Source organism: Anaerostipes faecalis, from assembly GCF_018982945.1.
Lineage (GTDB): Bacteria > Bacillota > Clostridia > Lachnospirales > Lachnospiraceae > Anaerostipes > Anaerostipes faecalis.
In genome coordinates, this window is record NZ_JABRXE010000010.1 from 26,610 (window position 1) to 41,765 (window position 15,156).

The 15,156-nt window shown below is 36.3% G+C and carries 13 protein-coding genes and 1 pseudogene; all 14 read right to left on the bottom strand.

The window, feature by feature from the left end; genetic code table 11:
* Window positions 1-134: 134 nt before the first annotated feature.
* The 14 genes and pseudogenes from KTB61_RS10530 to mscL all read right to left on the bottom strand — a co-directional run bounded on the left by KTB61_RS10530 (window position 135) and on the right by mscL (window position 15,116).
* Window positions 135-425: a hypothetical protein gene (locus tag KTB61_RS10530; protein ID WP_216697459.1), complete on the bottom strand. Its 291-nt coding sequence runs from the start codon at window positions 423-425 to the stop codon at window positions 135-137.
* Window positions 426-581: 156 nt separating this feature from the next.
* Window positions 582-1,958 (bottom strand): annotated as a pseudogene (locus KTB61_RS10535) (NCS2 family permease).
* A 91-nt stretch (window positions 1,959-2,049) separates the two neighbouring features.
* Complete coding sequence (locus KTB61_RS10540) at window positions 2,050-6,462, bottom strand: PolC-type DNA polymerase III (protein WP_216697460.1); 4,413 nt, start codon at window positions 6,460-6,462, stop codon at window positions 2,050-2,052.
* A complete protein-coding gene (gene ispG / locus KTB61_RS10545) occupies window positions 6,462-7,526 on the bottom strand; it encodes a flavodoxin-dependent (E)-4-hydroxy-3-methylbut-2-enyl-diphosphate synthase (protein ID WP_216697461.1) in 1,065 nt (354 codons plus the stop codon). Before ispG ends, KTB61_RS10540 begins: the two co-directional genes overlap by 1 nt.
* Window positions 7,527-7,538: 12 nt before the next feature.
* The gene (rseP, locus tag KTB61_RS10550; protein WP_075758562.1) at window positions 7,539-8,573 is read right to left on the bottom strand and encodes an RIP metalloprotease RseP; all 1,035 of its coding nucleotides are present in this window, start codon (window positions 8,571-8,573) and stop codon (window positions 7,539-7,541) included.
* A gap of 57 nt (window positions 8,574-8,630) precedes the next feature.
* Window positions 8,631-9,782 carry a 1-deoxy-D-xylulose-5-phosphate reductoisomerase gene (locus KTB61_RS10555; protein ID WP_216697462.1) on the bottom strand — a complete coding sequence of 384 codons (1,152 nt, stop codon included), beginning with the start codon at window positions 9,780-9,782 and terminating at the stop codon, window positions 8,631-8,633.
* A gap of 1 nt (window position 9,783) precedes the next feature.
* A complete protein-coding gene (locus tag KTB61_RS10560; protein WP_075758560.1) occupies window positions 9,784-10,596 on the bottom strand; it encodes a phosphatidate cytidylyltransferase in 813 nt (270 codons plus the stop codon).
* Between the two features lie 5 nt (window positions 10,597-10,601).
* Entirely contained in the window at window positions 10,602-11,309 is a 708-nt protein-coding gene (locus tag KTB61_RS10565) for an isoprenyl transferase (RefSeq protein ID WP_075758559.1), read from the bottom strand.
* Between the two features lie 89 nt (window positions 11,310-11,398).
* Window positions 11,399-11,944: a ribosome recycling factor gene (gene frr, locus KTB61_RS10570; RefSeq protein WP_216697463.1), complete on the bottom strand. Its 546-nt coding sequence runs from the start codon at window positions 11,942-11,944 to the stop codon at window positions 11,399-11,401.
* Window positions 11,945-11,961: 17 nt separating this feature from the next.
* Window positions 11,962-12,660: a UMP kinase gene (pyrH, locus tag KTB61_RS10575; protein ID WP_075760485.1), complete on the bottom strand. Its 699-nt coding sequence runs from the start codon at window positions 12,658-12,660 to the stop codon at window positions 11,962-11,964.
* A 213-nt stretch (window positions 12,661-12,873) separates the two neighbouring features.
* Complete coding sequence (locus tag KTB61_RS10580) at window positions 12,874-13,254, bottom strand: hypothetical protein (RefSeq protein WP_075758557.1); 381 nt, start codon at window positions 13,252-13,254, stop codon at window positions 12,874-12,876.
* Window positions 13,255-13,358: 104 nt separating this feature from the next.
* On the bottom strand, window positions 13,359-13,871 hold the full coding sequence (locus KTB61_RS10585; protein ID WP_075758556.1) for a CarD family transcriptional regulator: 513 nt from the start codon (window positions 13,869-13,871) through the stop codon (window positions 13,359-13,361).
* A gap of 289 nt (window positions 13,872-14,160) precedes the next feature.
* Window positions 14,161-14,670, bottom strand: coding sequence for an energy coupling factor transporter S component ThiW (gene thiW, locus KTB61_RS10590; protein ID WP_075758555.1), 510 nt, complete (start codon window positions 14,668-14,670; stop codon window positions 14,161-14,163).
* Window positions 14,667-15,116: a large conductance mechanosensitive channel protein MscL gene (gene mscL, locus KTB61_RS10595; RefSeq protein ID WP_075758554.1), complete on the bottom strand. Its 450-nt coding sequence runs from the start codon at window positions 15,114-15,116 to the stop codon at window positions 14,667-14,669. The genes thiW and mscL overlap by 4 nt, the downstream gene beginning before the upstream one ends.
* Between the last annotated feature and the right edge of the window lie 40 nt (window positions 15,117-15,156).

Below are 15,156 nucleotides of genomic sequence, written 5' to 3' on the forward strand. Positions count from 1 at the left end.
TTCCGCCTGCATTCAGGCATTCCTGTCTCAACACAAACAATAAGAGTGGACTTGCGCCCACTCCTAAGTAATCTTTTATGCTGTTTTTATTCTACCACGAAAAAAAGTACTTGACAAGATGTTTTTACAATTTATTAATTGATTTCCGGCCTATTTATACATTTTTTTGCAATTTCGAAATCTTTATTTCCAATTAATATCACATATCTCTTTAAACACTCTCCATCTATATTTCTTGTCGTACGAAAAGCTCTAGGTGCCAAATACATTTTTGGCATAAGAAAAAACATATATGGAGGAAGCTTCTGTTGACTGCCATTATCTAAAATCATTTTTTTGTATTTTATATGATTTTTTTCAAGACATCCCAGGATCCGATGATACTCCTGCACGGAAGTTCCTTGATACAGTACAGCTTGCTTCATGAAATTTGAAAACATTTCCTGCTTCATTGCTTTTCACCCCTTATTTCGGCTATTTTAATTCAAGACTCGCTCGCGAGTCTTGAAAGAAATATGTTCTGCACCAGGTGGAATGGCTTGGAAAAAGATTCCATCTTCAATGATGCTCTGGATGATAACCTACAAGAAAACATACTTTAATACAAACAATACTGCCAAGATATACATCAAAAGGCTGATTTTCTTTTCTTTTGCTTTTCCACAAACCAGATTAATTACCACATATGAGATAACACCCATGGAAATACCTTCAGAAATGCTATACAAGAATGGCATTGCAATAATGGCAATGAAGCAAGGAATTGCTTCTGTATAATCTTTAAAATCAATCTTTGTAATTGATGTAATCATAAGAAATCCTACCATGATCAGTGCAGGTGCTGTTGCAAAGGATGGAATTGCCAAAAAAATCGGTGACAAGAACAGGGACACTGCAAATAAAATAGCTGCAACAATAGATGTCAGACCTGTTCGTCCGCCTTCGGCAACTCCTGAAGCACTTTCCACAAATGTTGTAACCGTTGACGTTCCACAGATTGCTCCAACAGATGTTCCAACAGAATCTGCCAGAAGTGCTCCTTTAATCTTAGGAAGTTTTCCGTTCTTATCCAACATGTCCGCTTTGGATGCAACTCCAATCAAGGTTCCAAGCGTATCAAACATATCCACAAACAAAAATGCAAACATAATAACAAAGAAGTCCAGAGTGAATACAATAGAAAAGTCCATCTTCATAAAGGTTGGAGCCAGGCTAGGAACCGTAATTCTTCCTGAAAAGTCAGGCAGAAGGCTGTAAAATCCTGCATCAGGATTTGGAACATATAATCCTGTAAACTGACAGAGGATTCCAAGGATCCAAGTGATAAGGATTCCCCAAAGAATTCCTCCCTTTATATTTTTTATAAGAAAAATTGCAGTTAACAACAATCCAATCAAAGCTAACAGTACCGTAATTCCTTCATAGTGAAATGTTCCTGCTGTGACAGAACCTTTAAAAGAAAAAATACCAACCAACGTGGAATCATTGTTCACAACAATATGTGCATTCTGCAGTCCGATAAAAGCAATAAACAATCCGATTCCTACAGATACAGCATGTTTTAGATTCATCGGGATGGCATTAAAAATTGCTTCACGAACATTGGTCAATGAAAGTACAATAAAAATCAAGCCTTCAAAAAATACCGCTGCCAATGCCTAATGCCATGTATAACCCATTCCAAGAACCACTGTGTAAGCAAAGTATGCATTTAATCCCATTCCAGGAGCAAGTACAAATGGATAGTTAGACAAAATAGCCATCAAACATGTGGCAATAAAAGATGCAAGAGCCGTAGCCGTGAAGATTGCTCCCCGGTCCATTCCGGAAGCAGATAAGATATTCGGATTTACCGCAAGTATGTACGCCATGGTCATAAAGGTGGTAACTCCAGCAATAATTTCTGTTTTCACATCTGTGCCATTTTCTTTCAAATGAAAAATTTTTTCCAAATTCATAGTTTCCTTCCTCTCTTTCTTGTAGTTTTTGAGTGCCAATATGAAATACCTTTCTTTATTATATCAGACTATTTCAAAATTATCTGATATTTTAAAGAAAATTAAAGGATAATTGATCCGTTTCCTCTAAATCTCCCATAATTCCAAGTTCTTTCATTTTATCAATTGCGGTCTGTGGTGCTTTGGTACGATTTCTAAAGTTTTCCAAAGATGTGAAAGGTTCACCTTTGGCTGCTTCTTCTACCTGCAAAGCTGCTTTTTCCCCCATACCGTCGATACTTGTTAATGCAGGCATGATTTTGCCATCTATTACCTGAAAATCTTTTGCTTTCGCTTTATAAATATCCAGTGGCATAAATTCGTATCCTCTTGCATACATCTCATCAGCAATTTTCATTTCTCTTAACAAATCAAGGTCAGCATTTTTCACTTCATTTTTTGGTGTATTTTTAATCTGATGCATTCTCTCATTTAAATGCTCTTTTCCAAGGCACATATCTTCATAAGAAAAAGCTTTTGCACGAATGCTAAAATACGCTGCATAATAAGCCAGTGGATAGTACACTTTATACCATGCAATGCGCCATGCCATCATAACATACGCAGCGGCATGAGCCTTTGGAAACATATATTTGATACGTTTGCATGACCAGATATACCAGTCCGGTACATTATTATCACGCATCATTTGTTCCTGCTCTTGTGTCAGACCTTTCCCTTTTCGAACACCTTCCATAATCTTAAAGGATGCTTCCTGTTCCAGTCCCTGATTAATCAGATATACCATAATATCATCTCGACAACAAATGGCTGTAGAAATAACTGCATCACCATTTTCAATCAGTGTCTGGGCATTGCCAAGCCACACATCAGTCCCATGAGACAAACCAGAAATACGGACAAGATCCGAAAAGCTTTGAGGATGTGTATCCTGAAGCATCTGGATAACAAAATCCGTACCGAATTCCGGAACACCTAAGGATCCTAAAGGTGTCCCATCAATGTCTTCCGGCTTGATTCCAAGAGTTTCTGTTCCATGAAACAGCCCCATAACACCTTTATCATCCATTGGAATCGTATGTGCATCAATTCCTGTAATATCTTCCATCCGTCGTATCATGGAAGGATCATCATGCCCCAGAATATCAAGTTTTAAAAGGTTCTGGTCAATGGAATGATATTCAAAATGAGTTGTGATAATTGGTGTACTGGTATCATTGGCAGGATGCTGTACTGCTGTAAAATCATATATTTCTTTATCATGAGGTACAACAATGATTCCTCCTGGATGCTGACCGGTGGTTCTTTTTACACCAGTACATCCAAGAGCCAGACGTTCAATCTCACAACGTCTTTTACTAATGCCCCTCTCCTCCAGATATTTGAGGACATAACCATATGCAGTTTTTTCTGCAAGAGTACCGATTGTCCCTGCTCGAAAGGCTTTTCCCTTTCCAAAAATAACTTCTACATAAGCATGTGCTTTCCCCTGATATTCTCCTGAAAAGTTTAAGTCTATATCCGGTTCCTTGTTTCCTTTAAACCCAAGGAAAGTTTCAAAAGGAATATCCTGTCCTTCTTTAATCAGTTTTGTGCCACATTCTGGACATACAGCATCTGGCATATCAAATCCTGACATACCCATTTTGGCATACTTTTGCACCTGTTCTGAATCAAAGTCCACATAATGACATTCCGGACAGATGTAATGAGCCGGAAGAGGATTTACTTCTGTAATACCAGACATGGTTGCAGCAAAAGATGAACCTACAGAACCACGGGATCCAACCAGATATCCATGGTCATTGGAATCCCACACCAGCTTCTGGGCAATAATATACATAACAGCATACCCATTTCCAATGATAGAATTCAGTTCTCTTTCTAATCGGCTGGTAACACGTTCCGGAAGATCAGGTCCATATATTTCATGTGCTCTGTTATAACAGATTTCACGTAATGTCTTATCAGAGTCAGGAATGACCGGAGGACATTTATCCGGATGGATTGGAGAAATATTCTCGATCATCTCATTGATCTTATTGGGATTTGTAATAACCACTTCTTTCGCTTTCTCACTTCCCAGATAGGCAAACTCATCCATCATCTCTTCTGTGGTCCTAAAATAAAGAGGCGGCTGTGAATCTGCGTCTTTAAATCCTTTTCCCGCCATAAGAATTGCACGGTAAATAGAATCATCAGGATCCATAAAATGTACATCACATGTGGCAACTACAGGCTTATGAAATTCTTCTCCCAAATCAACAATTCGTTGATTTACTTTCTGTATATCCTCTATTGACTGAATATTTTCTATTTTTTCAGAATGAATCATGAATTCATTATTTCCAACAGGCTGAATTTCCAGATAATCATAAAAAGATACGATTTTAGCTATAGTTTCATCTGAACGCTGATCTACCAGAGCATTGTATAGTTCACCTGCTTCACATGCGGAACCGATAATCAATCCGTCTCTGTATTTATTAATCAATGATTTTGGCATACGTGGACGACGGTTAAAGTAATTCAAATGAGATTCGGATACCAGACGATTCAGGTTCACACGACCTGTATTATTTTTTACTAAAATAATACCATGGTAAGTTCGTCCTTTTTTTATAAGATCTACACTTTCGCCTGCATATTCATTTACCTGATCCAGATTCATAATATCTTTATTTTTCAGCATGGAAATAAATTCTACAAAGATTTTTCCTGTTGCTGTTGCATCATCAACTGCTCGATGATGGGTTTCCAGAACAATATTTAAATGCTTACAGATATTATCCAAAGTATATTTTCCAAGATGTCCCATTAAACAGCGTGCCAGTCCCAATGTGTCTACAACAGTGTAATCATAAGGCAGATTCAACCGATGACAGTTTTCTTTAATAAAACCGGTATCAAAATCAGCATTGTGAGCAACAAGAATACTGTCCTTACAAAATTCCAAAAACATTGGTAAAATAGTTTCAATAGATAGTGCATTTTTAACCATATCATCTGTAATGGTTGTCAATTGAGTAATTTTATATGGTATTGGCATTTGAGGATTCACAAATTCACTAAAAGTATCTGTAATTTCTCCATGCTCCACTCTTACTGCACCGATTTCAATTATACGATCATTTTCACTGTTAAATCCTGTTGTTTCAATATCGAAAACTACAAAAGTGTCATCTAATGACTGTCCTTTTGAGTCAACCACCAGATCCCCCAAATCATCTACAAAATATGCTTCCACTCCATAGATAATCTTAAACGGATCATCTTCAGGAAGCCTTAAATCTTCATAAGCATGTCTTGCAATAGGAAATCCCTGTAAAACCCCATGATCCGTAATAGCAACGGCAGGATGTCCCCAATCATGGGCACGTTTTACAATATCTTTAATCTGTACAACACTGTCATTATCACTCATTACAGTATGAAGATGGAGTTCTACTCTTTTTTCCATGGAGTTATCCTGTCTCTTTTTTCTAAAATCTGTGATAGCTTTTATTCCAGCAACAGATCCTAATCCTATTTCGTGGTCATATTTATCATAAATAGCAACAGCTTTTATTCGATAAAATCCACCCTTTTTTAATGCTCCCAATACATCTGGAAGCTGCTCATTTCGGACAAAAATCTTACAGCTGATAGTATCTGTAAAGTCTGTCACATGAAATATAATGATGGTCTTTTCATTTCTGATTTCCCTTGTTTCAAGGAAAGTAATCTGACCATGAATGACAACTTCACCGATTTCATCCTGAATATCTTTTATCTCTGTCAGTTCACCATCACAATTTCGTCCATATAATAATGTGGGATCATCCTGAGTTTTAGGTTTTCTCCGAAAGGTTTGTTCCTTTTTCACGGCAGCAGCTTTCCTGCGTGCTTTCTTTTCCTCTTTTTGTTCTTTCTCAATGGTATCAGCATGTTCCACAATGGCATGTATTTCCTGTTGCAAACGATAACGGCTTTCTTCTTTCAGGCTTTTGTCCATACTTTTTGAAAAATCAAATCCGACTTTGATATCCATATGAAACCTGTCTTTTAAAACTGTTTCAAAATAATCTTTAATTTCCGGAGCCTTATTTTTATTTACAAATGTATTCTCAAAATAAAAAGTAAGTATATTATCCTCAACTTTGTAATCACCTTTTCTGACAACATTAAAAATAACCTCCCCTTTGCCTTTTAACTCAAAGAGGAAGCTTTTCATATAATGTTCCATCAAATATGTAAGATTGTACTGGTCAGAAAGCTCATAGACCTCATGAAACCGTATTTTGACAAAGCGTTTTGAAAACAGCTGTTCACGGATCTGCTGTTCCATTCTCCATGTATCAATTCTTGAAATCAGATGATCACAGATAAAAGAAATACGGAGCATATTTTCTCTCTTTTTCAGGGTAATATCATATATTTTTACAGATTCAAATAAAGAATGGAATTCATCCGAAACTTTAAGATCAGGAAACACACGAAAAAACAGCTTTCCTTGTTCTACCATTATGATTCACCCCAATGTTCAAGTTCATTTCGTAAAGTATCTAAAAGATCTTCTTCTTTTACTTTTCGAATCACTTCACCTTTTTTGATCAGAAGACCTTCTCCAATACCACCTGCAATCCCTACATCTGCCTCTTTTGCCTCACCAGGTCCATTTACAACGCAGCCCATGACAGCCACCTTAATATTCAGATGTTCAAAATCACTTGCCATAGTTTCTACCTGATTTGCTAAAGAAATCAGATCAATATTCGTACGACCGCATGTAGGACAGGAAACCACTTCTATTCCGCCCTGACGTAATCCTAAAGTTTTTAAAATCAGTTTTGCACTGGCAATTTCATTTACCGGATCACCTGTGAGGGATACACGGATCGTATCACCAATGCCCTGATTTAAAATTATTCCGAGACCAACAGCTGATTTAATATTTCCACTGTATAATGTTCCTGCTTCCGTAATTCCCACATGAAGAGGATAATCAATTTTATCTGCAACCAGCTGATATGCTTTTGCACACATAAGTACATCGGATGATTTAATGCTGACAACGATATCATGAAAATCAAATTTCTCCAGCATAGAAACCTTATCCAAAGCACTTTCTACCAGACCTTCTGCTGTAACTCCATTATATTTTTCTACCAGGGGTTTTTCCAAAGATCCACTATTTACTCCAACACGAATTGGAACATGATATTCTTTGGCAGTTTCAACAACCTTTTGAATGTTTTCTTCCCCGCCTATGTTTCCCGGATTAATGCGGATTTTATCAGCACCATGCTTCATAGCTTCAATTGCAAGAATATAATTAAAATGAATATCAGCAACCAAAGGAATATGAATCTGTTTTTTTATTTCTTCTAAAGCATTTGCAGCTTCCTGTGTGGGCACAGTACAGCGCACGATGTCACATCCTGCTTTTTCCAATGCCAGGATCTGCTTTACCGTCGCCTCAACGTCTTCAGTTTTTGTATTGGTCATTGACTGAATAGCAACCGGATGACCGCCTCCAATCTTTACATTACCAATCTGTATTACCTTTGTCTGGTTCCTTGTATACATATATAACCTCCTTTAGAGGAAAATCTTTGTGATATCCTGATACATAACAAAAATCATCAACGCCATTAAAATCATCAGTCCCGCCGTATGAACAGCAGCTTCCAGATTTCTTGGAACAGGTTTTCCGCAAACAGCCTCAATAATCAGAAATAATAATCGACCACCATCCAGTGCAGGAAGTGGTAAAAGATTCATAACTCCTAAATTGGAACTAATCAGAATCGCCATATTAATCATTGTCAAGAATACAGCTAAAAAGCCATAATGCGAAGCTTGTGTATATTGATCTCCAACTGTTTTAACTATACCAACAGGGCCGGAAAGATCTTTCATTCCAAGCTGTCGTCCAATCAGCATTTTAATACTTTTCACTGTAAGTTTCACCTGAAGACCAACTTCACGAATACTATATCCGATCGTTTTTAATGGTCCCACTTTCTGATATCCAGGCCATGTAATACCGATCATATACTTATTTTCCTGCTGATTATAAACCGGAGTAACCTGAATATCTATTTCTCTTCCATTACGTTCTATAGTAATCGGAATTTTATCTCCCTGCTTATAATCCAAAAACATATAATAAGAAAATTCACGATAATTATGAATTTTTTTATGATCTACGGCAGTCATAATATCTCCGGCTTTTATTCCTGCCTGTGCAGCTGGAGAACTTTTTTCTACAGAATAAATTTTTGGAATATCAACACCGGATATTCCGATCATAATTAGTGATAAAATAAAAGCAAAAACAAAATTAAAGAAAGGCCCGCCAAAAATCACTGCCATCCTTGCCCAGACAGATTTATTATTGAAAGCATTTTTCTCCTGTCGTTCTTCATCCTCACCCATCATACATGCACCGCCAAAAGGCAGTAATTTAATTGAATAAAAAGTATCTCCTACCTGTTTTCCAATAATCGTCGGTCCTAAACCTATACAAAATTCATCAACCTGAATACCATTTTTCTTGGCAATCAGGAAATGCCCAAGTTCATGGACGATAATGATAATACCAAATATTAAAATTGCAATAATAATGTTCAATAAACTACCTGCTTTCTATTTTGTAAATTTAAAAATGTCATAGAATTGAAACTTCAATCAGTCAACAGGATACTTTCTCAGTATATGATCGTATACCCATTGCTCTGTTTCAAGTACTTCATCTAAAGAAGGATCATTTATAACGGTATGAGCATTCATCGTATCCTCAATAATATCATAAATATCTAAAAATCGGATTTTTCTGTCTAAAAACATCGCAACTGCTTTTTCATTGGCTGCATTTAATACTGTCGGCATACTTCCTCCGATTCTTCCTGCATCATATGCATAAGGAAGTCCTTTTAGCACATCAACCGGTGGCTCCTCAAAAGCGATCTGTTTCAATGCTGCAAAATCCAGTCTTTCTCCAGGTAAAGGACGATGCTCCGGATAATATAGTGCATACTGAATTGGAAGTTTCATGTCAGGTGTTCCAAGCTGGGCAATGACACTTCCATCCTGAAACTGAATCATGGAATGTATCACACTTTTAGGCTGAACTACTACATGAATATGATCAAAATCAACATCAAATAACCATTTTGCTTCGATTACTTCCAGCCCTTTATTAACCAGAGTTGCTGAATCTATAGTTATCTTACGACCCATAGACCAGTTAGGATGATTTAGAGCATCTTCAACTGTTACCTGCTTCAGGTCTTCTGTGGTTTTTTTACGGAATGGTCCTCCGGAAGCAGTGATAATAAGAGAATCCAAATCATCTCTCCTGCCACTTTCAAGACATTGGAAAATTGCAGAATGTTCACTATCCACGGGATAAATCCGTACTCCCAGTTTCTTAGCCAGCGACATAATAATATGTCCGGCTGTAACCAGAGTCTCCTTGTTTGCAAGTGCAATATCTTTTCCTGCATTCATAGCTGCAATCGTTGGCCGGATACCAATCATGCCAACGATTGCTGTAACTACAATGGAACATTCAGATTCTGTGGCAGCCTCCAACAGTCCATCCATCCCGGAAACCACCTTTATAGTTATATCCTTTAATCGAAGTTTTAACTCCTCTGCTCTCTGTTTATCATAAACAGCAGCAATTTTAGGTGAAAATTCACGAATCTGTTTTTCCAGCAGATCGATATTGGTTCCCGCTGCAAGAGCAGTTACTTTGATATCTTTATTATTTCGAACAATGTCCAGGGTCTGAGTTCCTATGGACCCTGTTGATCCAATAATAGAAATATATTTCATCTTAAATGGTTCCTCCTGAAATCATAACCGTAAGATAATAAATAACCGGGGCAATTAAAATAATACTGTCAAATCGATCCAAAATTCCACCATGACCAGGAATAAGAGTTCCATAATCTTTAATTCCTGCATCACGTTTAATAGCAGATGCTGCCAAATCTCCAATTACAGAAATAACAGCACCAATTGCGCAGATTAACGCAAACATTGTAACAGGATTAAATGAAAAACGAATGGTTGATTTCAGATAAATACCATAAACTGCTCCAAGAACTGCAGCACCAACAATTCCTCCAATTAAACCTTCTACACTTTTCTTAGGACTTAAAACCGGTGACATTTTATGTTTACCGATTAACATTCCAGTACAATATGCTAATGTATCATTTCCCCATGCGGCAAGGAATAAAAGTACAACAAACTCTCCTCCATTTTGAAGAACACGGAGCTGATATATATAAGAAAGCATAACACCAACATATACAAATCCGAAGAAACAGCCCATCATCTGATCCATTTTATATTTAGGAAAACGTATAACGTAACACCCTAATAAGAAAATCAAGAATAAAATAATGATAGATGAAGTCCATTGAGCTAAATCAAAAAATAATGCAACAAAATACAATATGGTACCAGTATAACCGATAACTGCAAAAGAAGATTTTTCAATATGGAAAATCTTTAGAATCTCACTGTATCCAATCAATGCAACAATCAATGTCAGACCAAATGTCACTATACCTCCCATATACAAACCTACAGCAGCAATAATAACAAGTACAATTCCGCTTAATAATCTTTGTTTAAACATAAAACTTATATTCCTCCAAATCTGCGATCTCTTCCATTATAGTATTCAATCGCTTTTTCAAGTTCCTTTTTATTAAAATCAGGCCAGAGTACATCAGTAAAATAAAATTCAGTATATGCCAGCTGCCAAAGCATGAAATTAGAGAGCCTTTCCTCTCCACTGGTACGGATCATCAAATCAGGGTCAGGAAGACCTTTTGTATCCAGATAATCATTAAATATTCTTTCACTGATATCTTCTTTTGATAATTTCCCGGATTCCAGATCCTCTGCCATATGTTTCATGGCACGAACCATCTCATCACGACTTCCATAATTTAACGCAATGGTAAAATTAATTCCTGTATTATTTTTTGAGGCCTCTTCCAGTTCAACAATCTTATCCTGGAGATCCTCAGAAAGCCCTGTAATATCACCTATAACACGGACTTTCATATTATTTTTATTGGCACGTTTTATACAATTTTTCAAATAGTCACGCAACAATTTCATCAGGGCATCCACTTCACTCTGCGGACGTTTCCAGTTTTCAGTAGAAAAAGCATAAACTGTCAGGTATTTTATTCCTAAATTATATGCATCCTCAATAATCTTCTCAACCGTTTTACTTCCCTGAACATGTCCCATATTTCGAGGAAGATGCTTCTTTTTTGCCCATCTCCCATTACCATCCAGAATAATCGCAACATGCTGTGGAACATTTAAATTTTCCATATAACCTCCGTCTAAAGAATTGATTCATCATCTAGCGCCTACAAAAATTTAAACAGGGCCGGGCACGGAAATGCCAACCCTGTTCAATATTAAACTGTCATGATTTCTTTTGATTTTGCTTCTACTGATGCATCAATTTTCTTTACAAATTTATCTGTCATTTTCTGAACATCATCTTCATAATCTTTCTGCTGATCGTCATTTAATTCACCGGCTTTATTCTGCTTTTTCAGGAAATCATTTGCATCACGACGAATATTACGGACTGCGACTTTAGCAGCTTCACCACGTTTTTTTACATCTTTTGCCAGATCTTTTCTGCGTTCTTCTGTCAGTTCAGGGAAATTAAGACGAATTGCAGTTCCATCATTTGTTGGAGTGATTCCAATATCTGACATTAAAATGGCTTTTTCAATTTCCTTTAATAAATTTGATTCCCATGGCTGGATTACAATCATTCTTGCCTCCGGAATAGAAATATTTCCAACCTGCTGTACAGGAGTTGCAACTCCATAATAATCAACTTTAACATTGTCCAGAACATGTGGATTTGCACGTCCTGCACGGATTGTTAAAAAGTCGCTCATCATACTGTCATATGATTTTTCCATTTTTTCTTCAAATTGTTTTAACATAGTCTTTTGTCCTCCTATTATGAAACAGTAACATATGTACCGTTAAATTCACCCTTCATTAAATTTTCAATACTATTTTCTTCATTTAAACCAAATACCGCCAATGGCATTTTATTTTCAAGACACATAATGGTTGCTGTAAGATCGATTACTCCAAGTTTCTGTTCAAGTACTTCGTCCATTGTCAATGTATCATATTTTACCGCATCTTTATTAACAGCAGGATCACTGTCATAAACACCATCTATAGACTTAGCCAGTAAAATAGCATCTGCTTCAATCTCAATTGCACGTAATGCTGTGGAAGTATCTGTTGAAAAATATGGATGACCTGTACCACCTGCGAAAAATACAACTTTACCTGCATTCAGATCACGAACCGCTTTATCCTTTGAAAACATCTCTGTAAAAGCTCCACAGACAAACGGTGTATAAACCTCTGTTTCCATTCCTGCACTGCGGAATGCATCAGATACATAAATACAGTTCATAACTGTTGCAAGCATACCAATCTGATCAGCTTTTGTTCTTTCCATACTGTCACTGGTACGTCCACGCCAGAAATTACCTCCGCCAATAACAATAGCCACCTGTAATCCTTCATCCACAAGCGTTTTAACCTGACGAGCCACATCAACACATGTAGCTTCATCAAATCCTGTTTTTTTGTCTCCGGCAAGTGCTTCTCCGCTGAGCTTTAAAAGTACTCTGTTCATATCTTTTAAACTTTTCATTGTTTTACCTCTTTTGCTTATTTTTACAAAATCACTATGAAAAATTATATCATATTGAAAAAAAAAGAACAACTATATAAAACTGGAATCGCACAACAAGTTAAATTTTCTATGTAATAAAAAGGACGTGTGAGAAGCTGATTTTTAATCAGCTTCTGCAACACGACCTTCTTTTATTGTCTATCATATAACAATCTAATTTGAACGTCCGCTTATTACAGCTACAATAGTATATAATCCCGGAGTAATAAAAGCTTCTAACTGCATAACATCAAAAGATCCGGTTGCAAAATTAATAAACAGCATACCGATATTTAATATAATCAAACCGAGACCACAGTAAAAACTCTTTTTACACCCATCCATTTCACTTCCATGGAACAGTCCTGCTACTCCTCCAATCAAAGCAACAATCCCATACAATAAAGTGAATACAAGACTTAAATAGAACATAGTCATTGAAATCTTAATTCCTGATGTTCCATTTCCAAGAATCAGCGCTGTGTTCACCAGTTGAAATATACCCTGAAGAAGAACAATCGCTGATACGATTTTCAATAAAATATTTTTTTTCATTATAATCCATCCTTATTATACATTCTGTCAGCAAAAAAATCTTAACATAAAAGGATGAAAAGGTCAAGAAATCTGCTCTGGACCTGAAGGAGATGAGCTGGAGATTAAACCGGAATACAGGAATGTATCTGTTGTTCAATATAATCACTGATTTGTTTTGAATCTTTATTCAGAACAAAAGCCAGTTCTGCATACAAATTATCTTCTGCTAATTTTAAATATCTTTCATCTGTGGAAGGGAAATTTTTTCCCTGAACCAATCGACTATATTTACGGAGATGTAATGTTTTAATTAACTTCATGATCTCCATACAGTCACTTCCTCTCACACATTGTTTGTAGCAATCTTCTCTGAATTTCTCATTGGTAACCTTAAATTCACCTAAACTTTCTATACATTGCAGAAGCTCTTTTGCTTCTTTAACAGAAATCAGGTCTCTGATTACCGTTTTTTTGTTATCTACCGGAGTAAATATTTCGCTTCCTTTTTTCAGATACGGCTTTAGAATATAATATAGTTTATTATTTGGAATTCCTTCCATATCCATTGTCGTTACATCCAAAACTTCACAAATACCAGTACTTCCGTAAACGATGCAGTCACCTTTTTTAAACATTGTTTTCTTCCTTTCTTTGCTTTTATGCATATTTGTTTCATTTACAGATCTTCAGGTACTCCTGTGTAACGGAGTAAGTCCCTCATGAGTGAGAGATAGAGGGAGTTGAAGCGGACTTGTCCGCTTTGTTCTGAATAATAAAAAAACCATGCCACATAATGTGAAACGGTTTTTTATTTCTTAGTTATATTTTAGCAGATTGTTATATTTATTGCTAATATTATTTTTCTCTTTTCTATTTTTTAGTTAATATTACAAAAAACCTGAACCCATTATTTGTATAATTTACCTAATGATTTTCTTCTTTGAGAACTTGTTCAATGACCTGATATGCCTTTGTTTTATATAGTGCTCCAATAATAACAGATGCTATGATCGTTCCAACTGTTGTACTCATTAAAAACGGCACTACAAAAGTAAATAAAGCTGCTTCCTGTCCCATCATCAATGATGCAATAGGATATGCTAACATACCACCGATAATTCCGGTTCCAATGATTTCACCAAAGCATGTCAAAGAAACTCTATGTGTATAATAGAACACTAATCCACAGATAAAAGCACCCGCCATGCTTCCAGGAAAAGCCAGTAAACTTCCGGTTCCAATCATATTTCGAATCAGAGATGTACAAAATGCCATGGAAACACCATATAAAGGTCCTAAGAAAACTGCTGCTATGACATTTACCATATGCTGAATCGGGAAACATCTGGATGCACCAATAGGAATGGAAAATGTCGATAATATGACCGACAAAGCAACTAACATCCCAGCAACCGTTAATTTTCTTAAATTCATATTGCACCACCTTCTGATAAATCTGAAGTGCAATGAGCACATTTTACAGCATCTGCAGGAATCTCTGATAAACAAAATGGACAAATCTTTGTCTCTGGAGCTGCCGGTACTTCTTCTTCAGTTTTACTGAATCTGTCTCTTAAGTTATTCATAATCTTGATAAATGTAAAGATAACAAATGCCATCAGAAGGAAGTTAATAATCGCTGTAATCAAATTTCCATAATGAACAACCGGTGCATCAGCTCCTGCTCCAAGTTTTAATTTCCACATGGTAAAATCAATCCCTCCGGTAATCACAGAGATCAAAGGCATTATCACATCATTTACCAAAGAAGAAATGATTGTCTGGAAAGCACCTCCGATAATAACACCGACTGCCATGTCAATGACATTTCCACGACTTATGAATTCCTGGAATTCTTTAATAAATCCTTTCTTTTTCATATAAATCTCCTTTTGTATAAATTTTTCTGATATATTTTAT